A 20,872-nucleotide genomic window follows, 5' to 3' on the forward strand; every position below is an offset into this window, starting at 1 on the left:
GCCCGTGCTCGTGCAGCATCAACCCTATTCTGCGGCAGTCGGCGCATAGTTTGGATTGGCTTCGGTGAGAACCGCGTCGAAGCCTTCGAACTCGGGACCGCCCAGATAGAGATCGCGGTTCTGACCAGCGTTTTTGTGAGCCTCGCGAAAATGTTCGGAATGCGTCCAATCGATGAAGTGCTGCCGAGTTTCCCACAGCGCATGCGACGCATAGAGAATATGGTCCTCCCGCTCTGGCCCTTTGAGCAGATGGAAGACGATGAAGCCGGGCCTTTCCTGAAGCCGCGACTGACGCGAGCGCCAGACGTCCTCGAACGCCTGTTCCTTTCCCTTGACGATTTTGAAGCGGTTCATTGCGACAAACATGACTCGGCTCCTGTCAGTGGTTTCGGCGGGTCGCGCCAGCGATCTTAGCTAATCGTCCTTAAGGCGAAAGGCAAAGAACATGGTTGAAAGGGCGCGGTAGCGACTCCGCTAAGTCCACAACGCTTTTGTGGACCGGGGCGCCAAACTACGTTAGGAGCGAATCTAGCGGCTGCGTGAGCCTCGCAAGCATTTCCGAGAAACGCTCTTGAGGAAGGGAGCCCCCTCGCTGACCATTGCGTGTGTAGAAATTGTGCATGAGTTGGACAAGCGACTGCGGTTGCGGATTTTGTCCGATGCGGACGATTTTGCGCAAACGGAAGTTGCGCTGCGACAGCTTCCGGGCGTCGCGTCCGTGCGCGCCAATCGCGCCTGCCTTTCGTTGACGCTGGCGTATGACGGACAGCCTGAGGTCCGCGACGCCATTCTCGCGACCGCACGTCGAACGCCATCAGCGGCGGCGGATATCTGGCGGCCTCCGCCAGCCGCCAACGCCAGGCGCGTGACTCTCGCAGCCGGCGCGATCGTCGCCGCGCTCGTGCTTCCCGCGCCGCTCGCCGCAGCGATCACTTGGCTCAACATCTCGGACGTCCTCGCGCGCGGAATCTTTGCGGCGGCGCGCGGCAGGCTGAAGACCGACGTTCTTGATGCGCTCGCCATCGGCGTGCCGGCGGCGCGCCAGGAATATGCCACCGCCAGCGTGACCCGCTTTCTTCTCGCGCTGGCGGAGCATATCGAGGCCACCACCGTCCAGCAGTCCGACGAATTGCTGCGTTCGCTCCTGCGACAGGCGCCTGGCGATGTCTGGGTGGAACGCCGCGACGGCGAACTCGCGCGCGTGCCGTTCATGCAGCTGAAAGGCGGCGAGCGCGTCGTTATCGGCGCCGGCGAAACCATTCCGGTTGACGGCCCGGTGGTGGCCGGCGACGCTTATGTCGATCAGTCGTCGGTGACCGGCGAAAGCCTTCCCCTGCCGCGCGCGGTCGGAGAGCATGCGCTCGCGGGCGGCGTTGTCACCGACGGACGGCTCGTGGTCCACGCTGAGCGCGTGGGCGAGGCGACGACGACCGGGCGTATCGCGCGCTATATTCAGGAAGCGCTCGACCGTCCGGCGGAGATCCAGACTGTGTCCAGCGTCTTTGCGGATCGGCGCGTCGGCATTACGCTGGCCACGGCTGCAGTGGTGTTCGCGCTCACGCGCGACTGGCGCCGGATCGAATCCGTCTTCATGGTCGACTATTCCTGCGCCGTGAAGCTCGGCACGCCGATCGCCATAAAATCGGCAATGTATCGGGCGGCGCAAGAAGGCTGTCTGGTCAAGAGCGGAACGGCGATCGAAACGCTCGCCGGAGTGGACACGATCGTCTTCGACAAGACCGGCACGCTGACCCACAACACGCTCGAGGTCACGGACATTTGTCCGCTGGACCCGGAGATCGACGAAGAACGGGCGGCCGCCATAGTCGCGTCGCTCGGCGAACACACGAGCCACCCCATCGCGCGCGCCGTCGTCGGGCTCGCGCAGCAGCGCCGGCTCGCCCATGTTCCGCATGAGGCGGTGAATTTCATCGTCGGCCATGGCGTGGAAGCGAATGTTGATGGACGTCGCATTCGGTTTGGCAGCCGGCATTATCTCGAAGACGACGAGCACATTTCATTTGCGGACGCCCGCAAGACCGTGCGAGCGCTTCAAGAGCAAGGCAAATCGCTTCTCTATGTCGCCGCCGATGAGCGCCCGATTGCGGTCTTTGCATTGCGCGATCGATTGCGGCCGGAGAGCGCGCGCACGCTTGCGCAGTTGCGCGCGTTAGGAGTCAAGCGCCTCGTGATGATCACGGGCGACCGCCAGGCGCCGGCGCTGGCTTTCGCGGAGGCGCTCGGCATAGATGCGGTACATTACGAACAGCAGCCGGAGGACAAGGCCGACATCATAGCGGCGCTCAAACAGGAGGGCCGCCGCGTCGCTTATATCGGCGATGGCGTGAACGACGGGCCCGCATTGATGGCGGCGGACGTCGGCATCTCGATGCCGCGCGCCGCCGATATTGCGCGAGCCACCGCCGACATTGTCTTGCTGGAAGACAGACTCGATTCCGTCGCCACGATGCTCACCATCGCCCGGGAGGCAATGGGTCTGATCCATTCGAACTTTAAGATCGCGGTAGGCGTGAATTCGGCGATTCTGGGCGCTGCGGCGTTCGGCCGCCTTTCTCCTCTCGCCGCCGCCACGCTGCACAATGGGACAACGATCGCCGTCCTGCTGCGCGCGCTGCTGAGCGGACGAGGGCGCAGTCCCGTCACAGAGAAAGTCTCACGCGATTCAGTCGCACTCGAGCAAAGCCGGGCGCACGAACAATAGCAGAGCTCCTTCCGCTCGGCGGCGTAAGCGCGCGCCGGGTGAATCACGATTAGCTGCAAGCGTTGCGCCCAACCACGCGATCTGAAGCTCGATGTGTCTGCAAGGTCGCACGCAAGTAAGAGACCACTGCCCTTGATCGCCTCGACAGTCCGCCGCGTAATCGGATTCAGTTGGCTTCGGCGCTGCGCGGTGACTGCGTGCGAGTCGTTTTGTTTACAACTTAAGCAACAAAGAACTATCTTCTTTGGAATGAGAATAAATATAAGTAATATATGGTACATATGTCACATCGCGCTTAAAATACTTCCGAAATAACGACTGCATAATTGACGAAGAAAAAATATCCGCGCTATGTGCAGCATACAACGCGAGGCGTCGCACTGCACAATAGTAGAGGCGGACGAATGACTAAGAAACATTCCATATTTTCCTGCCTCGAGTCTTGGGAGATCGGGAAAAAATCCCGGTTTGTATGTAGTTTCGGCGCGCCGGTTGTGATCGCGCTCGAAATCGCATCGGCTTCGGCGCAGGACGCCGCGCAAACATTGCCTCCGGTGACCGTGGACGCCCCGCGCGAAAAGCCGCAAGCCAAACCGCGGCAACAAACGCAACGTCCCGTCGCATCGAGCGCACGGGCGAGCAGCGTTCATCCGAGCGGCCCGAGGCCGCATGTGGCTTCGACGTCGCGTGGCGCCACGTCCGCCGCCCCGCAGGTCGGTCCTCCGCTGCTCTCCGGCGCAAACGGCGTTGCGCCGTCTCCGCCAACGGGTGAAATCGGCAATCTTCCGCCGGCCTACGCCGGAGGCGAGGTCGCTCGCGGCGCCCGGCTCGGCATGCTCGGCAATCGCGATTTCATGGATACGCCGTTCAATGTGACAAGCTACACGTCGGCGCTGATCGAGAACCAGCAGGCGCGCACCTTGCAGCAGGTCTTGGAGAACGATCCGTCGGTCCGCATGACCACGTCGGCCGGGCACATTCGCGAGAATTTCAGAATTCGCGGCTTCCCCGTGCTTGGCAGCGAGCTTGCGCTCAATGGCATGTATGGCTTGGCGCCGGACGGCCATGTGCCGACCGAATTCCTGGAGCGCGTCGAAGTGCTCAAGGGGCCGGGCGCGCTGCTCAACGGCATGGCGCCTTTCGGCGCGGTCGGCGGCTCGATCAATCTTGTCACCAAACATGCGGGCGATGCGCCGATCACCAGCGTCAGCACGGATTACACATCCAGTTCTCAGTTCGGCACGCATATCGATGTCGGGCGACGCGGCGGCGACCACAATCAATTCGGCGTTCGCTACAACGGCGTTTATCGCAGCGGCGGGACGACGCTCGACGAGCAGTGGAAAGTGCGGGGGCTGAACGCGCTGGCGCTCGATTTCCGGGAAGAGCGCGTCAGGCTGTCGATCGACGCCTATCACAGCCAGGAAATCTTCAAGAACGGCAGCGCATTCTTCGCAAGCTTCAGCGGCATTGGCGTGGCCGCGGCGCCAAGCGCAAGCACGAATCTCTTCGTTGGTTCGAACGCACGGTTCGAGAACAAGGCGGTCATGGCGCGCGGCGAGCTGGATGTCGCAGAGAACGTCACTGTTTTCGCCGGCATCGGCTTCTTGGACAGCCGAAACTTCGGCTTTACCAACGGAACTCAGGCGCCCGGCGTAAACTTGCTCGGCAACTTCACCGGAACGCGCATCGTCAATCTGCGCGGCTACACCAATACGCTTTCGACGCAGGGCGGATTGCGCGGCGAGTTGGACACGGGACCGCTTCGCCACAAATTCGTGGTGAGCGCCTCGGCGCTGAAATTCAGCCAAAGTTCCGAGTTTGGATTCATTGGCCCTTACAGATCGAACATTTATCTCCCCGTCGTGCCGCCTCAGGCGCCGCCGCCGCCGGTCGTTCCGAACACGCCGTTCCGTCTCGGCCAACCCTATTTCGCGACCGATCCGCGAAAGACGGGAGAAACCTATCTGGCGAGCCTCGCTTTCGCCGACACCATTTCGGCCTTCGACGAACGCATCCAGTTCATCGGCGGCCTGCGCAGCCAGCGCGTGATGACCAAGAACTTCCAGGCCAATACAGGCTTTGAGACCAGCTCCTACGACAGCCATCGCCTCTCGCCGGCCTTCGCCCTGATCGTCAAGCCATTCGACAACCGCCTGTCGCTTTACGCCAACTACATTGAAGGCCTCAGTCAGGGTTTGCGCGTCACGAACGTCCTCGCAGCTAATTACAACGAGACGTTCCCGCCCTTCGTCTCCAAGCAGATCGAGACCGGCGCAAAGCTGGATTTGGGGATTCTCGCGAATACGCTCAGCCTCTATGAGATCACGCAGCCAACCATGTCGACGGTGGGCACGGGAGCCGCGCAGACCCAAAGGCCCGTCCAGCAACGCAACCAGGGCATAGAGTGGAACGTCTTTGGCGAGCCGATCCCCGGCGTCCGCGTGCTGGGCGGCGTCTCCTATACGGTCGGCGTCATCACGCAGAGCGCGGACGGAAAGACCACCGGAAAGAACGCCTTCGGCATACCAAGATGGCAGGCCAACTTCTATGGCGAATGGGATCTTCCCTATCTGGTCGGGGTGACCGTAGAAGGTCGCGTCATCTATACGAGCGCCCTCTATGTCGACTCGTTGAACTATTACCGAATTCCTGAATGGACGCGCTTCGACGCAGGCGCTCGCTACACTACGAAGATCTACGGCACGGACATGACGCTGCGGGCGAATGTGAACAATCTGTTCAATCGCAGCTACTGGTCTGGAGCGTTTAACGACGGTTTCGCCACGCTCGATGCGCCGCGTACCGTCCTACTGTCGGCAACCTTCAACTTCTAAGGATGGGAGCGGACGATGAACCTCTCGCCCGCAGCTATGCAATTGGCCGCCTGCACGGCCATCACGATGGGCGCCGCCGGCCTCTATCTCGGGGCGCGGAACCAGCGCTGGCTGTCGCGGCCGTTGCCTGGGTTGTGGAGCGGCGTCGCGGGGGCGGCGCTGCTGCTTCTCGGCGTTCTTCTGTGGAGTCAGGTGGTTCAGCTTTCGACCGCGATTTTCGCGGCGCTCGTTTTGATCATGCTTCTGTTCATCGTTTTCCCAGCCCTAGGAGCGCTGCGAACCTTCACCAGGAACGCGCCATGAATCAGATTCGACGCGATTGGGCCAGCAAAACCTCGGCCGGCGCCATTCTGGGCTTTAGCCTCGCGATCGGGCTTGCGGGTCTCTTTGCGTGGCTCACTCCCGGCGGACTCGCGACCCCAAATAAATTTCAGCTCGTGATGTGGCTGACCGCGCCGATCTGGCTGACGACGCTGAGTCTCTGTTTCTTCTTTTCGAGCGGTATGCGCGCCTGGCTCTGGCTGGGCGGCGCAAATCTACTGGCATACGCCGGCCTATTCGCCTGCCGCTTCTTCCTTCGCTAATTGGGACAACGCACGATGCGCAGCGACGTTGTTCGACTCTATAAGGTTGTTCATACCTGGACTGGCATCACCGCCGGTATGTTTCTGTTTATCGCCTTCTACGCCGGCTCCATCACGGTGTTCGCCGAGCCCCTCGCGCGCTGGGTTTCATCCCCCGCTCCAGTCCGCCTCACCGCCCTTGCCCGATCGGATGAATTGATCGCGCGCACGCTTGCCGTTCGCCCTGACGCAGCGAAGGAATTCACACTTTATCTGACCGATACCGAAGATCTTTGGGCGCGCCTCACATGGCGAAAAGGCAAGGACGACAGGACGCCGTGGTCGGCGGAGCTCTCTCCCGCAGGCGAGGTGCGCCTGGCGCAGTCATATCGCTCGAGTCTTGCCGACTTCGTCGACAACATTCATCGAACCGCCGGCATTCCAGGCGCCAATGACATCGGCGAGACCATCATGGGCGTCGTGAGCGCCGTCTATGCCGTCGCGCTTGTGTCGGGCTTGATCATCGTTCTGCCTTCGCTCGTAAAGGATCTCTTCGCGCTGCGAATCGGCGCCAATCTCAAGCGCATGTGGCTCGACGCGCATAACGTCGTGGGCGTCGTCAGCCTGCCGTTCCACATCGTCATCGCGCTGAGCGCTGTTGTTTTCTGCCTGCACGACCAGCTGTACGACGCGCTCGACTACGTCGTCTATGACGGCCGTCTGAAGTCGATCATGGCCGCGAGCAACCCCTTCAACTCAATCAAGAAGGACGAACGACCCGCGCCCATGCTGCCCGTCAACGCGCTCCTTGAGCGGGTGAAGGCTGCCTCGCCGAGTTTCGTCCCCGCCGAAATGCGCTACCGAAACGCTGGATCTCGCGGCGCGTCCGTTCAAGTTTGGGGATACGACACCCGCTATATGACGAGAGGAAAGGGGTTTGCGGTCATCAGTCCCGTCACCGGCGAGATCGCCAACACGGACTATCTGCCGGGCAGAGAGGGAACTTGGACGGGCGTCGTGGCGACGTTCTTCGCCCTGCATTTCGCCACCTTCGGCGGCGATGTCGTGCGCGTCTGCTACTTCCTACTTGGCATCGCGGGCGCCTTCCTCTTCTACTCCGGCAATTTGCTTTGGATTGAGTCTCGCCGGCGAACTGAACGGCGAAACGGCGGGCCTGTCATTCAGAAGACATCGACGCGGCTGATGTCCGCCGCTACGGTCGGCGTTTGTCTCGGCGCGATCTGCGCGATCTCTATCACGATCGTGGCGGCGAAATGGTTGAACGGCCGCGTCGCGAACATCGATGTGTGGCACAATGGCGTATATTACGCCGTGTTCCTTGCGAGCGTCCTTTGGTCGTTTCTCAGGGGAGCGGCCGCGGCCAGCGTTGAACTTCTCTGGCTTGCCGCGATAGCCGCCGCTGCAATTCCTTTCACTTCGCTGTTCAGTTGGGCTTTGCCTGCTCTCGGCATGCAAGGTTCGGCGAGCATGGCCGCGCTCGGCGTCGACCTCGTCGCGCTTTCCGCCGCACTATGTTTCGTGTGGATGGCGCGCTCGGCAGCGCATCGCGTGCAATGTGGGCCCGCCGACAGCGTTTGGGCCGCGTCTCACCGGCAATTGCAGGAGGCGGCGCGATGACGACGCCTTGTCTGCAATTGTTGAAAGGCCGCTTCGGCCGAGACGTGGGTTCCGTTCGCTGGTGGCGTCGGGTCTCCATCGAAGGCTGTCCAATTGTCCAGGCGATAGGCGGGGACCGTGCGCGCGTCTTGTTCTTGTGGCGAGACCCCGAAGGCGACGCGACGGCCTCAAAGACTCGATGCGTCTATATCGATATCTGCTCGGTCACTAATCATCATAGCAATGAACCCGCCTCTTTGGAGCGGATCGCCGGAACGGATGTCTGGCATTGGTCCTTCGAGGTAGAGGCTGAATGGCGCGGAAGCTATTGCTTCATTCCTCTCGATGACAACCATCTCCATGGCGCCCGCGGCGCTGACGGCGAAATGTCGCCGAAGGAGTGGTGGCGTGCGGCGCTGAAGTTCGCGCAGCCCGATCCGTTGAACCCCTACCTTTGCCATCTCGGCCTGCGTGGACAGACGTTGTCCGCCGCACACCTTCCACAGGCGCCATTGCAAACGGCATGGCGAGACGTCGACCGCAACAACCGCGCCGCCGCCGATCAGAGCCGCCTGCATCGAATGCAATGGCACAGCGCTCGGTTGCGCAACAGCCGCCGTGTTTGGATTTATCGAACGGGCGCGGCGCCTAAAGAAGGCAAGCTTCCTCTCGTCGTGCTCCTGGACGGACAATATTGGGCCGAAGCTATGCCGGTCTTCTCGGCCCTGGATCACGCCACACAAGCCGCCTTGCTCCCGCCATGCGTCTATGTGCTCATCGACTCGCTCAATGCAGACATGCGTCGTCGCGAACTCGCGTGTGACGAAGCCTTTCTGGAGGCCGTTCAGCAGGAGCTTTTGCCAATCGTGGCAAGCCTCGCGCCGTACGGCCACGATCCGAGCACGACCGTCATAGCGGGACAGAGCTTTGGCGGACTCGCGGCGCTTTTCGCCGGACTTCGCTTGCCAGAGTGTTTCGGTTGCGTGCTCAGTCAATCTGGCTCGTTTTGGTGGCCGGGAAGTTATGTGGGGGAGGAGCTGCGCCCGCATGTTCCTGACACGCGCAGCCATGCGCGAGACGTCGTCGTGGATTTGATCGAGAGCAGCAAGAGCCGCGTTTCCCGTCTTCGCGTCTTTCTTGAGGCTGGAAGCTTTGAGAAAGCCATTCGCGTCGCCAGCGACCGCGTTCACCGGACTCTCATCGACGCAGGGCACGACGCCCACTACCGCGTCTTTTCGGGCGGGCACGATCCGCTCTGCTGGCGTGGCGGATTGATCGACGGACTGTCCCTTCTGCTCGCCGATCATCGTGCGGCTCCTGCGGGCGTTACGGCGTCTCGCTCAGACGCCTCAAGACTGGCGATTTCAAAACGCGACGGAGTGAAGGTGTGAACGACACGCAGACAAATACATTCGACGACGAAAGCCTTACGTTTCTCGTTCTCATCAATTCCCAGGGACAACACAGTCTCTGGCCAACTTTCGCACCAGAGCCCGCGGGCTGGCGACGACTATTCGGTCCGAGCGATCGGAACGACTGCGTAAAATTCGTCGACGAGCATTGGACCGACATGCGCCCGAAGTCTCTTCGTGAGGCTTCTCGTCCGCGCTAACCAATGATTTCGTAAACAGCCTTGCATTCGAAGGGACCACAAGTGCTTCTTGCTCCGCCTTTGCGACCTTCAGCGCCTAGTGAGCTTGAACTCCCGCTCATTGCCGCCCAGCCGGGCATCTGGATGGGCGATCAGATTGCACCGACTCGAAACGCTTTCATCGTTGCGCAATATGTGGAGCTGAATGGCCACGTCGATCTTGAATCTCTACGCCGCGCCATTCGCATCGGACTTTCCGAGGCTGATACAATTCACGCCCGATTTACTGAGTCCGAGGGCCGGCTCGCGCAAATCATTCCTCAACGCCGAAATGCTGGAGAGTCGCCCGATCCGGATGTCGTTGACGTCAGCGAAGAACACGATCCGGAGGCTGCAGCGCTCGCCTTCATGCGCGCCGATCTGGCGGCGCACCTGCCGCTGGATGGCGACGCGTTGCTCTATCGGCACGCGCTGATTCGTCTCGGTGAAACATCGAACGGCGCGCGTTGGTTCTGGTATCAGCGATACCACCATTTGATGGTCGACGGTTTCAGTTTTGCCGCCATCGCGCGGCGCATCGCTGAGATCTATACGGCGCTAAGGCGCCGAAAGCCTCTAGGGGATTCGCCTTTCACCTCCTTCGCCGAGGTTGTCGAAGAATATCAGTCCTACGAGGGCTCGAAAGCGCAGGAAGCAGACCGAGGTTTTTGGCTGGATCACGCCAAAAATTTGCCCACTCCGATCGCATTGTCGCAGCCGAGCGCGAAGAGTTCCCAGGCCGGGGCTGTATCCTTGCCGCTGCGGCGGAGAATCTCTCTTCCGCCAGATGTTGTGACGGCGTTCGAGACGCACGGCGCCACGATTCGCGTCTCCGGCGTCGAAATGGCGATGGCGGCCGTTTTCGCGTATCTGCATCGGATGAGCGGCGCGACGCGATTGACGGTCGGCATGCCCTTCATGCGACGCATGGGATCCATTGCGCTCTTCGCCGCAGGCCCTGTCGTCAACGTCCTTCCTGTACAGCTGAGCATGGCGCCATCGATGTTGCTGTCGGAGGCGGCGACAGCGCTTGCCTGCGAATTGAAGGCGGTGCGCCGACGCCAACGCTACGAAGCCGAACAGCTGCGGCGAGATCTTGGGTTGGTCGGTTCGGATCGCTCTCTCTACGGGCCGATGCTCAATCTCAAGATGTTCGACTATAGGCTCCATTTCGATGGCGTCGCGGGCGTGACGCATCAGCTGGCGTCGGGGCCGGTCGAAGATGTGGAAGTCGATCTTTATGTCGACGACGGCAGGTTGACGATTGATCTCGTGGCGAATTGCGATCGCTACGACGAGCAGGATCTGGAACTGCACGCGAACAGGCTCGCCTGTCTCGTGGAGCGCCTCGCGGAAGATCCCAAGCTCGCAATGGGCGCCGCTCCGCTCCTGACCGAAGACGAGCGCGCGCTGATCGCGGCGGCGAACGACACAGCGAAAGATGTTCCACGGCTGACATTATGCGACATGCTCGCCGCCCAGGCGGCAAAGACGCCGGACGCTATAGCGCTCGTTGATGCAGACCACACGTTGACTTATCGAGAGGTTCGGCGCCAGGTCTCTCGACTTGCGCAAATGCTTGCAGATGCGGGCGTAGTCGCCGAGGACCATGTCGCGATCGCGCTTCCCCGGACTGTTCACTTAAGTATTGCGATCATGGCGGTGCTGGAGACGGGCGCCGCCTACCTGCCCCTCGACATCAATTATCCCCACGAGCGACTGGCTTATATGGCCGAGGACGCAGCGCCGCGCGTGATCATCACCAGCGAGACTCTGCGAAGCCGGTTCGAAAATATGGGACCGGTTCTGATCTTCGATGCGCTTGCACCCGGCGTCGAAGAACATTCGTTCGTGCCCAAGGCGGCGCTCACGCCCGACCATCCGGCCTATATCATCTACACGTCAGGCAGCACCGGGAAGCCGAAGGGCGTCGTTGTCTCTCACGGCGCGGTCGTTAATCTCCTGTACTGGCTTCAAGACGAATATTCACTGACTGCCGATGACGTTGTGTTGCAGAAGACGCCCTGCAGCTTCGATGTCTCGGTCGGCGAATTCTTCTGGCCCCTGACATGCGGTGCGCGTCTCGTGATGGCGCCGGAAGACGTGGACCGTGATCCGGAAGCGCTGCTTCAGGTCATCCGCGACTATCGGGTCACGACGATGAATTTCGTCCCGTCGCTGCTTGCCGCCTTTGTCGCCGGCGTTCGGACGACGGCGAACGCCGCGCGCGACGCAGCAAGCCTGCGCGCAGTGTTTTGCATTGGCGAGGCCTTGTCGAAGGAACTCGCTGAAGCTTTCGAAAACCTGTTTCACGCCCCGCTGCATAATGTTTACGGACCGACCGAAGCGACGGTCGAGGTGACCTATCAACCTGCATTTGGACGGGCGCTCGCGTCGGCGCGGGGACCGGGCGTGCCGATCGGGCGGCCTTTGTGGAACACGGGCTTGCGCATATTGGACGCGCGTCTGCGTCCTGCGCCGATCGGCGTCGCCGGCGATCTCTATCTGACGGGGACGCAGCTTGCGCAAGGCTATTGGCGCCGCGCTTCGCTGACCGCCAGCCGGTTCATCGCCGACCCGGAAGCCGATGGCGAACGCATGTATCGCACCGGCGACATCGCGCGCTGGTTGCCTGACGGAACCGTCGATTATCTTGGTCGTAGCGACGATCAGCTGAAGATTCGCGGCCAGCGGATCGAGCTCAGCGAAATCGAAAGCGCTTTGCGCGAGCAGCCTGGCGTCGGGCAGGCGGCGGTTATCGCGCGCATTTTCGGCTGCGGGCATGCGTCGGCGCTTGCCTCCGATGCGCGCCAATTGATCGGCTATGTCACGCCCGCGACGCGCCGCGACGAACTCGACGGCGAAGCGCTGCGCGCGGCGCTGAGCAAGCGCCTTCCTGCCTATATGACGCCTGTTGCGATCGTGGTTTTGAAAGAATTTCCACTGAGCGCCAACGGCAAGCTCGATCGGAAGGTTTTGCCCGATCCGTCCGAATCGGCTCAATCACAAAGTCGTCAGCCGCTTCCTGGACCCGAAGCGATGCTGGCCGAACTTATCGGGGGCATCTTGCGCGTGGACCGCGTCGGCGCCGATGACGATTTCTTCTTTCTCGGCGGCGACAGCATTTCCGCGATATGCCTTTGCGCGGCGCTGCGTCGGCGTGGCGCCTTGTTGCGCCCGCGAGACATCTTCGAGTGCCGCAGCGTCGCGCGTATGGCGAAGGCGCTCGAGTCGAAGTCTGACGTCGATCCCGGCGAAGCTCTCGAGACCAACGTAATCAGCGAGGCGGAGCTGGAAGCCTTGCGCGAGCGTTTCGGTCCGATCGCCGCCGTATTGCCTGCATTGCCGTTACAAGAAGGACTGCTGTTCCATGCCCGGCTTGGCGAGCAAGCCAGCCGCTACAACGCAATTTCCCGCTTTGATGTCGAAGGTCCGCTTGATGTCGAAAGACTGAAGGATGCGCTGGAGACGCTGCTCCGCCGTCACCCCCAGCTGGCCGCCATCTTCGACGTTCAACAGGGCGCGGCGCTGCAAATCCTTCCGCTGCTCGATGAGGGTTCCAGTCTACGTCACTGGCCATGGAAGCGTTGCAATCTCGACGCATGCGATGAAGAGCAGCAGGTCGGCGAACTCGATCGCCTCGAGCGGGCGGAACTCGACCAGGACTTTCTTGGCGCCGAGGCGCAGGAGCGGATGATGGCGCAGGCGACGCTGGTGCGCCTTGCCGCCGACAGGCATGTTCTGCTCATCTGCTCGCATCATTTGATCGGCGATGGCTGGTCTTCAACAATCATGCTGCGAGAGTTGCTCGGCGCCTATGCGGGTCATGCGCTGCCGCCGCTCACGCCCGATTATCCAACGGTCGTGCGTCGCTTCACAAGCCTCGACCCGGCCCCGGCGCGTCTCGCCTGGCGAGAAGCGCTGCAGGGCGTTGCGCCGACATTGCTGTTTGAAGACACGAAGCGCTTCGGCGCCATTCATGAGCTGCCGCTTCGTCTTCAGCCCGGGCTCCTGGCAGAACTTGAGGCGCTGCGCCGCAGCCGTGGCCTGACGCTCAACACGCTGATGCAAGGCGTTTGGGGCGCTTTCCTTTCAATAGTGACGGGTCGCAGCGACGTCGTGTTCGGGTCGCCGATGTCAGGCCGGTCCGAGGCGATCGAAGGCGTCGAAGCGCATATCGGACTTTTCACCAACACGCTGCCGGTCCGCTTGCGGCTGCGCCCGGATGAGCCGCTGCTCGAGCAGCTTGCCAATGTCCAGCAACGACAAATTCGGCTGCTTGAGCATGACGGCGTTGGGCTTGGCGAAATCCAAAGGCTGTGCGGCGTCGCGAACCTGTTCGACACATTGCTCGTGGTGGAGAATTATCCGGAAGAGGCGAATCTGTTCGCGGCGGACTTCGGCGGTCTGCGATGCGTCGGCGCGCGCAATCGCGGCTATACGCATTATCCTTTGACGCTGATGGTTCTGCCGGGCCGACAATTGGAGCTGCGGCTCGAATATCGTGAAGGCGTCAAGGACCCGGAGCGCATTGCCCACCGTGTGACGAAACTGCTGGAACAGATCGTCGACCGACCCGATGCGCCGCTCTCTGCGATGGACGTTTTGCTCACCGAAGAGCGAGATCTGCTCGCGCGCGTCAACGCGACGAAGGTGGAGAATTATCCGAGCACTCTATGTGAGCTGCTCGCGGACCAGGCGCAGTGCACGCCGGAGGCTATAGCGCTGGTCGACGTCGATCATGCGCTGTCCTATCGCGAGGTTCGGCGGCAAGTGGCGGCGCTCGCGCGCAACTTCGCGGCCACCGGCGTCACGGCCGGCGACATCGTCGCGATTGCGCTGCCGCGTTCTGTCCGACTCGTCATCGCGCTGATGGCCGCACAAGAAGCAGGCGCCGCCTATCTGCCGCTCGACACCAGCTATCCGGAAGAACGTTTTGCGTACATGGTGCAAGACGCCCGACCTCTCCTCATCGTCACCACGTCTGAGCTGCAGGATCGCTTCGAGCGATTGGGCGCATTGCTCGTCTATGATCGGCTGCTGGATGGTCCGAACGAAGAAAGCTTAAAGAGCGTCATTCGCCCAAGCCCCGACGATGCGGCCTATGTCATCTATACCTCCGGCTCGACAGGCCGCCCCAAGGGCGTGACGGTCTCTCACAGGGCGATCGTCAATCGTTTGCGCTGGATGCAGCATGAGTACCGATTGAGCGCCCACGACGTCATTTTGCAGAAGACGCCAAGCAGCTTCGATGTTTCGGTATGGGAGTTCTTTTGGCCGCTGATTACGGGCGCGCGTCTCGTCGTCGCGCCGCCCGAAGCGCATCGCGATCCACGTGAGCTACTTCGGCTCATACAGGACCACCGGGTCAGCGTGATCCATTTCGTTCCGTCAATGCTCGCGACCTTCGTCGCGACGGCAAAATCTGAATCCGGCCATGCGGCGGACTCTAGCAGTCTGCGTCTCGTCTTCTGCAGCGGCGAAGCACTGTCAAGGGAATTGGTGCGGTCATACCAGACACTGTTCAGCGCGCCGCTACATAATCTCTACGGTCCGACAGAGGCGGCGGTCGACGTCACCTATCAACAGGCCTGCGGGGTCGGCGCAGAGGACGCTGCTGAGGCGGCCAGCGTTCCCATCGGGAGACCTGTGTGGAACACAGCCCTGCGGGTTCTCGATGGCTGGCTGCGGCCGACACCGGTCGGAGTCGCTGGCGAACTTTATCTTTCTGGCGTGCAACTTGCCGATGGTTACCTCGGCCGCCCGTCGCTCACGGCCAGTCGCTTCGTCGCCGATCCTTTTGCGGACGGCGAGAGAATGTATCGCACAGGCGATATCGTCCGCTGGCTCGCGAACGGAACCGTCGAATATCTTGGTCGAGGCGACGACCAGATCAAGATCCGCGGTCAGCGGATCGAACTCGGCGAAATCGAAAGCGTGCTGCTGGAGCAGCCCGGCGTCGCGCAGGCCGTAGTTATAGCAAGAGCGACGGGCGAACGAGTCGGCGGCGGCGCCGATGAGCGTCAGTTGATCGGCTATGTCGTTCCATCAAAGGATGCGGAACTCGATGGCGAGGCGTTGCGCAGCGCGCTTTTGCGTCGTCTCCCAGGCCATATGACTCCGACTTCGGTCATCTGCCTCAAGGAATTCCCGCTGAACGCCAGCGGCAAACTTGACAGAAAGGCGTTGCCGGCGCCGGGAAATGGGCTTCAACGCCAAGGCCGCAAGCCGCTTCCGGGAATTGAAACGACTCTTTCAGAAATATTCGCGCGTGTTCTTGGGATCGACGAGGTCAACGCCGACGATGACTTCTTCGCGCTCGGCGGACATTCCTTGCTCGCCATGCAACTTGCCGCGGCGTTGGAGACTGAATTCAAGACGCCTGTCTCCGTCGGCGAAGTCATCGTCAATTCGAGCGTTGAGCGGCTTGCGCGCGCGCTTTTCGACGAACAGGCGGGCGAAGAGCGCAAGGCGGGCTTCGGCGAAGTGCTGCATCTGCGCTCGGGCGCCGATGCGCCGCTGATCTGCATTCATCCAGCTTCCGGCTTTTCGTGGCAGTTCAGCGTCCTCACCCGCTATCTCCAAAGCGACTGTCCCGTGATCGGACTCCAGTCGCCGCGGCCGAACGGAGTCATCGCCGTCTGCGATACGATGGATGAGGTCTGCAAGAGACATCTCGAAACGATCCGCAATATTCAGCCTCGTGGACCTTACCGGCTGCTCGGCTATTCGCTCGGCGGCGTAGTGGCGCAGGCGATCGCTGTGCGACTCGTCGAAGAAGGCGACGTAATCGACTTTCTCGGACTGCTCGACACCTATCCGCCAGAAATCCAGGACTGGAGCAGACCGCCGACGGAAGACGAAGAGAACGAGATCGAGAAGGAGCGCGCGCTGTTCATGAACGCCTCCAAAGACGCTCTCGACTCGGCCCTGGCGAAGGAGAAGGCCGAGATGTTCAACAATATCATGCGGAATTACGAAGATTCAGTGCGTCTACTCTCCACTGCGAGGACGGCGCGCTATCCCGGAGCGGCAACGCTATTCGTAGCGAGGCGGACCTTGCCGCCGGGAATGGACGTCCAGGAGACCTGGCGTCCCTATGTGGGCCAGCTCAACGTCGTCGACCTGGACTGCGCCCACACGGACATTGTCTCTCCGCGCTCCTTGCAGGCTTTGGGCCCAATCCTCAATGGCTTGCTGCGCGACAGAGAGGCGAGGAGCTAGGGATGGACACTCAGCTCTCCCCAGAAGCGTCGCAAGAGACGCGTAACGAAGGCGATGCCGTGTCGTCGGGTTCATCTCCTGATCCGGCGTGCGTCGTCGTCAAGAACAAATCAACTCTGCTGTTGGACCTCAGCCTGCTGCGCGACAATGCAGCATTTCGCACCGTCGTCATTGCGCGAACCCTTTCGGTGTTTTCGCTGGGCATGCTGACAGTGGCGGTCCCAGTTCAAATCCAGGAATTGACCGGCTCGCCCATGCAAGTCGGAATTTCCATGGCGCTCGGCGGCGGCGGCGCCTTCGCCGGGCTGTTGGCGGGCGGGGTGCTTGCGGACCGGTGGGATAGACGCAAGCTCATCCTCTTTGCGCGATCTGTTTGCGGCCTCGGCTTCGCGGCGCTCGCCATCAATGGCTTCAGCGCGTCGCCTTCAGTGCTGGCGATTTATGCGTTGGCGTTGTGGGACGGATTTTTCAGCGCGCTTGGCGTTACTGCGCTGCTCGCCGCAACGCCTTTTCTCGTCGGCCGCGAAAATCTTGGCGCTGCCGGCCAGTTCAACATGCTGACGGTTCGCATGGGCGGAATCCTCTCTCCGGCGATCGGCGGCATGGTGATCGCGTCTTTCGGCGTCGGCTGGAATTACCTCGCAGCCGCGATCGGCGCGCTGCTGACCGTCGCTCAGCTCATGCGGCTTCCGCCGATGCCTCCCGCCAGACGCGAACCGCAGCACCCCCTGCGCGCGCTTGGTGCGGGCGTAGGCTATCTTTTCGTTAACAGGCTCGTCGGCGCCGTCGTCGCAGTGGGCGCGCTTGTTAGTCTCGGCGGCGGCGTTCGCATTCTCTTGCCCGCCCTTGCCGAGGACGTGTACCGCGTCGGGCCGTCGGCGGTGGGGATGATGTATGCCGCTGCGCCGCTTGGCGCGACGGTCGCGGCCTTAACGGGCGGCTGGCTCGGCGGCTTTGCTCGTTCCGGAGCGCTGCTGCTCGCAAGCGGCGCGGCGGCTTTCGTCGCGCTCGGGTCGCTCGGATTTGTCAGCGATCCAGTCGTCGCCTTTATGGCGCTCGCGGGCTTTGGCTATTTGAGCTCGATCGCCTCGCTTCTGCAGTTCACTCTTGTCCAACGCCACACGCCGGAACATTTGTTGGGCCGGGTCAATGGTCTATGGGCCTCCCAGGCGGTCACCGGCGATGCATTTGGCGCGCTTGCGCTTGGAGGCCTGACTCGCGTTTTTCCGCTGACGTCAGCCATTCTCATTTTCAGCCTTGTCGCGCTTCTTTCAAGCGGGGCGATGGCGATCGGATTTCGTTCACTTCGTTTCGCCTCGTCAAAGAGGAGCGAGGATTTGCCTTCGACGAGCGCCGAAAAGAGCGAACGGCCGCAGCCTCAACTCACGAAGACCGAGAAAGCTTGAAGTGCACGCCGTGCATGTAGGCGACGCTTTTTGATGAAGAATGAAATCGATAGCAAGAGAGGTACGACATGAATGCGATTAATCTTGCTCCTTCAGTTTTGACCATTGAAGCCAATCCCAGCTTTGTGTTCACGTCGCCGCATCGAAGCATCAAAGCATTCGGCGTCGCCGAGAGAATTTGTCTTTCGGCGTGCGGCGCGGCGCATTCGGATAGTTTCCTGCAGACGGCCGTGCGGGGCGCAATCAATCGGGCGCGGCAGTCCGGGCAGGCGAATCCCATCGTCGCGGGCGCCATTCCTTTCGACATACGGCAGCCCTGCTCACTGTTCGTGCCAACGAGTTATACGGATTTCGCAAGAGAGTCGCTGATGGTCGAGGAGCGACGCTCGAAGCGGGCGCCGACGGTGCTCGGCATGCGTAGCCTCCCGGACAAGGACGCATTCAAAGACGCCGTCACGCGCGCGATCGCAAGCTTTCGCGCCGGTAAAATGTCGAAAGCGGTTCTATCCCGCATCCTCGAAATCGAACTCGCGCAACCGGTGGACGTTGCAGCGATCTTGAACGCTTTGGTGAAGCAAAATCCCAGCGGCTATCATTTCAAGGCGCCTTTGAGCGATGGCGCGATATTGCTTGGCGCAAGTCCAGAGCTCCTGATCCGAAAGGACGGCGCCGCCATTCGCTCTAATCCCTTGGCCGGTTCGGCCAAACGCAGATCGGACCCGGAAGAGGATCGGCGGGCGAGCCGCACGCTGTTGCAGTCGAACAAGGACAATTTCGAGCACAGGCTTGTTGTGGATGAAATACAGGAAGCGCTGGAGCCCGTATGCAAAGCTCTAACGACGCCCACTGAGCCAGCGCTCATGAACACGTCGACGATGTGGCATCTCTCGACATTGATCACCGGCGAGCTGGCGAACCACCACACGTCGGCGCTTCAACTTGCCTGCCGGCTGCATCCGACGCCAGCGGTCTGCGGCTATCCAACCGCTGAGTCGCGGTCGTTGATTGGCGCTCTGGAGCCATTCGACCGCGGCGTTTTCAGCGGCGCCGTCGGATGGTGCGATTCAGAGGGCAATGGCGAATGGGCGGTGGCGATAAGGTGCGGAACGGTTCACGACAAAGCCATCCGACTCTTTGCCGGCGCCGGCATCGTCGAAGCTTCTGATCCGGAATCCGAATGGGCGGAAACTGAAGCCAAGTTAGGCACGATGCTGCGCGCTTTCGGAATAGAAACGGGGGAGCGCCCCGCATGCCGATAGAGTTCACGCTCTGGCCCGACGCCTTCGCCCGTAGATACCGCGACAAGGGCTATTGGCGCGGCGAGCCGCTGACCGAAATTTTGCGATATGCATGCCGGCATCGTCCCGACAGCATCGCGCTGATTTGCGGCGATCGCTCGTTTACTTACGCGGAGCTCGACGCTAAGTCCTCGCGACTTGCGTCTAGCCTCATGCGGCGCGGAATAGAGCAGGGCGATACGGCGCTCGTTCAACTTCCCAACGTCGCCGAGTTTTACATCGTCTTTTTTGCGCTGCTCAAAATGGGAGTGGCGCCGGTCAACGCGCTGTTCAGCCACGACAGGCTGGAGATGACCGCCTATGCGCAGCAGTTCCAGCCCAAGCTTCTCATCGCGTCCGCCGAACATCATCTCTTCGCGGACAGAGTCTATGTCACAGGCTTGCGCAGCTTCGCGCCGACGTTAAGCGTCGTGGCCATCCACGGACGAACTGAATATGCGGAAAATCTTGAGGCGCTGTGGCAAGGTGACTCAGACGGCGCGGAGGACAAACCGCGCCCTTCCGCGGCCGATCAGGTGGCGTTTTTCCAATTGTCGGGAGGCAGCACCGGCATTCCAAAGCTCATTCCGCGCACCCATGACGATTATTACTACAGCGTGCGGCGGAGCGCGGAAATCTGCGGTCTGACGGCTGAGAGCCGCTACCTGTGCGCGCTACCCGCGCCGCATAATTATCCGCTCAGTTCGCCCGGCGCGCTTGGCGTTTTTCACGTCGGCGGAACAGTGGTGATGGCGCGAAATCCGAGCGCGGACCTCTGCTTTGATCTCATGCGCCGTCACGAGGTCAATATCACAGCGATTGTGCCGACGGTTGCTTCGCTATGGCTCGACGCGACTGTTGACGCCTCTCTGAAAGCGCCGACCTTGAGCGTGGTGCAAGTCGGCGGCGCGCGACTGAGCGAGACGGTCGCCCACCGAATTGTCGCCGTCTTCGGCTGTCGGCTCCAGCAGGTTTTCGGCATGGCGGAGGGGCTCGTCAACTACACGCGTCTCGATGATGCGACCGAGCGCATTTTCACGACTCAAGGCCGGCCGATGAGTCCCGATGATGAGCTGAAAGTCGTCGATCCGGATGGCGAAGAGGTCGCCGCGGGCGAAGTCGGAGAGCTGCTGACTCGCGGTCCCTACACGATCCGGGGGTACTATCGCTGTCCCGAATACAACGCCCGCGCATTCGATGAAGACGGTTTCTATCGCACAGGCGATCTCGTCGTGATGACAGCGGACGGCGATGTGAAAGTGGTGGGCCGCAAGAAGGATCAGATCAACCGCGGCGGCGAGAAGATTCCCGCTGAAGAGATCGAGAATGTGCTGCTTCAGCACGATGCTGTGGTCCACGCGGCTCTTATTTCCATGCCTGACGCTGTTATGGGGGAGAAAAGTTGCGCTTACATTGTCGCGAGCGACGCCGCGTTAAGGCCGATCGCTTTGCGCAAGCATCTGCGCAGCCAGGGAGTTGCGGAATTCAAGCTCCCCGATCGTTTTGAATTCATCGATCAGATGCCGCTTACCGCCTTCGGTAAGGTCGACAAGCAAACGCTGCGCGACGACATCCAGGCAAAGCTCAACGTCTAAA

General features: G+C 61.3%; 12 protein-coding genes. 11 read left to right on the top strand and 1 reads right to left on the bottom strand.

The genetic code is table 11. From position 1 onward, the window contains the following. Positions 1-24 precede the first annotated feature (24 nt). Complete coding sequence (locus IYX23_RS09035; RefSeq protein ID WP_196393141.1) at positions 25-366, bottom strand: antibiotic biosynthesis monooxygenase; 342 nt, start codon at positions 364-366, stop codon at positions 25-27. A 277-nt stretch (positions 367-643) separates the two neighbouring features. On the opposite strand from IYX23_RS09035, the gene IYX23_RS09040 reads away from it, so the two are divergent. The 11 genes from IYX23_RS09040 (at position 644) to IYX23_RS09090 (ending at position 20,871) form a co-directional block, all read left to right on the top strand. Continuing rightward, entirely contained in the window at positions 644-2,722 is a 2,079-nt protein-coding gene (locus IYX23_RS09040; RefSeq protein WP_246716594.1) for a heavy metal translocating P-type ATPase, read from the top strand. A 404-nt stretch (positions 2,723-3,126) separates the two neighbouring features. Next, on the top strand, positions 3,127-5,559 hold the full coding sequence (locus tag IYX23_RS09045) for a TonB-dependent siderophore receptor (RefSeq protein WP_196393142.1): 2,433 nt from the start codon (positions 3,127-3,129) through the stop codon (positions 5,557-5,559). Between the two features lie 15 nt (positions 5,560-5,574). Then, the gene (locus IYX23_RS09050) at positions 5,575-5,862 is read left to right on the top strand and encodes a hypothetical protein (RefSeq protein WP_196393143.1); all 288 of its coding nucleotides are present in this window, start codon (positions 5,575-5,577) and stop codon (positions 5,860-5,862) included. Beyond that, on the top strand, positions 5,859-6,143 hold the full coding sequence (locus IYX23_RS09055) for a hypothetical protein (RefSeq protein ID WP_196393144.1): 285 nt from the start codon (positions 5,859-5,861) through the stop codon (positions 6,141-6,143). The genes IYX23_RS09050 and IYX23_RS09055 overlap by 4 nt, the downstream gene beginning before the upstream one ends. A gap of 15 nt (positions 6,144-6,158) precedes the next feature. Next, a complete protein-coding gene (locus tag IYX23_RS09060; protein WP_196393145.1) occupies positions 6,159-7,760 on the top strand; it encodes a PepSY-associated TM helix domain-containing protein in 1,602 nt (533 codons plus the stop codon). Beyond that, positions 7,757-9,130 (top strand): enterochelin esterase, encoded by a 1,374-nt coding sequence (fes, locus tag IYX23_RS09065; protein ID WP_196393146.1) that lies wholly within the window; start codon positions 7,757-7,759, stop codon positions 9,128-9,130. Before IYX23_RS09060 ends, fes begins: the two co-directional genes overlap by 4 nt. Beyond that, the gene (locus tag IYX23_RS09070) at positions 9,127-9,351 is read left to right on the top strand and encodes an MbtH family protein (protein WP_196393147.1); all 225 of its coding nucleotides are present in this window, start codon (positions 9,127-9,129) and stop codon (positions 9,349-9,351) included. The genes fes and IYX23_RS09070 overlap by 4 nt, the downstream gene beginning before the upstream one ends. A gap of 42 nt (positions 9,352-9,393) precedes the next feature. Continuing rightward, on the top strand, positions 9,394-16,593 hold the full coding sequence (locus IYX23_RS09075; protein WP_196393148.1) for a non-ribosomal peptide synthetase: 7,200 nt from the start codon (positions 9,394-9,396) through the stop codon (positions 16,591-16,593). A 2-nt stretch (positions 16,594-16,595) separates the two neighbouring features. After that, entirely contained in the window at positions 16,596-17,999 is a 1,404-nt protein-coding gene (gene entS, locus IYX23_RS09080) for an enterobactin transporter EntS (protein ID WP_196393149.1), read from the top strand. A 68-nt stretch (positions 18,000-18,067) separates the two neighbouring features. Next, complete coding sequence (locus IYX23_RS09085; protein WP_196393150.1) at positions 18,068-19,258, top strand: isochorismate synthase MenF; 1,191 nt, start codon at positions 18,068-18,070, stop codon at positions 19,256-19,258. After that, complete coding sequence (locus tag IYX23_RS09090; protein ID WP_196393151.1) at positions 19,249-20,871, top strand: (2,3-dihydroxybenzoyl)adenylate synthase; 1,623 nt, start codon at positions 19,249-19,251, stop codon at positions 20,869-20,871. Before IYX23_RS09085 ends, IYX23_RS09090 begins: the two co-directional genes overlap by 10 nt. The last annotated feature ends 1 nt before the right edge of the window (position 20,872 follow it).

Origin of the sequence: Methylocystis sp. L43 (assembly GCF_015709525.1) — a bacterium.
GTDB lineage: Bacteria > Pseudomonadota > Alphaproteobacteria > Rhizobiales > Beijerinckiaceae > Methylocystis.

Coding starts and splice junctions, on each gene's coding strand:
- IYX23_RS09060 (WP_196393145.1), top strand. CDS start 6,159: ATGCGCAGCGACGTTGTTCGACTCTATAAGGTTGTTCATACCTGGACT.
- IYX23_RS09035 (WP_196393141.1), bottom strand. CDS start 366: ATGTTTGTCGCAATGAACCGCTTCAAAATCGTCAAGGGAAAGGAACAG.
- entS (WP_196393149.1), top strand. CDS start 16,596: ATGGACACTCAGCTCTCCCCAGAAGCGTCGCAAGAGACGCGTAACGAA.
- fes (WP_196393146.1), top strand. CDS start 7,757: ATGACGACGCCTTGTCTGCAATTGTTGAAAGGCCGCTTCGGCCGAGAC.
- IYX23_RS09090 (WP_196393151.1), top strand. CDS start 19,249: ATGCCGATAGAGTTCACGCTCTGGCCCGACGCCTTCGCCCGTAGATAC.
- IYX23_RS09050 (WP_196393143.1), top strand. CDS start 5,575: ATGAACCTCTCGCCCGCAGCTATGCAATTGGCCGCCTGCACGGCCATC.
- IYX23_RS09055 (WP_196393144.1), top strand. CDS start 5,859: ATGAATCAGATTCGACGCGATTGGGCCAGCAAAACCTCGGCCGGCGCC.
- IYX23_RS09085 (WP_196393150.1), top strand. CDS start 18,068: ATGAATGCGATTAATCTTGCTCCTTCAGTTTTGACCATTGAAGCCAAT.
- IYX23_RS09045 (WP_196393142.1), top strand. CDS start 3,127: ATGACTAAGAAACATTCCATATTTTCCTGCCTCGAGTCTTGGGAGATC.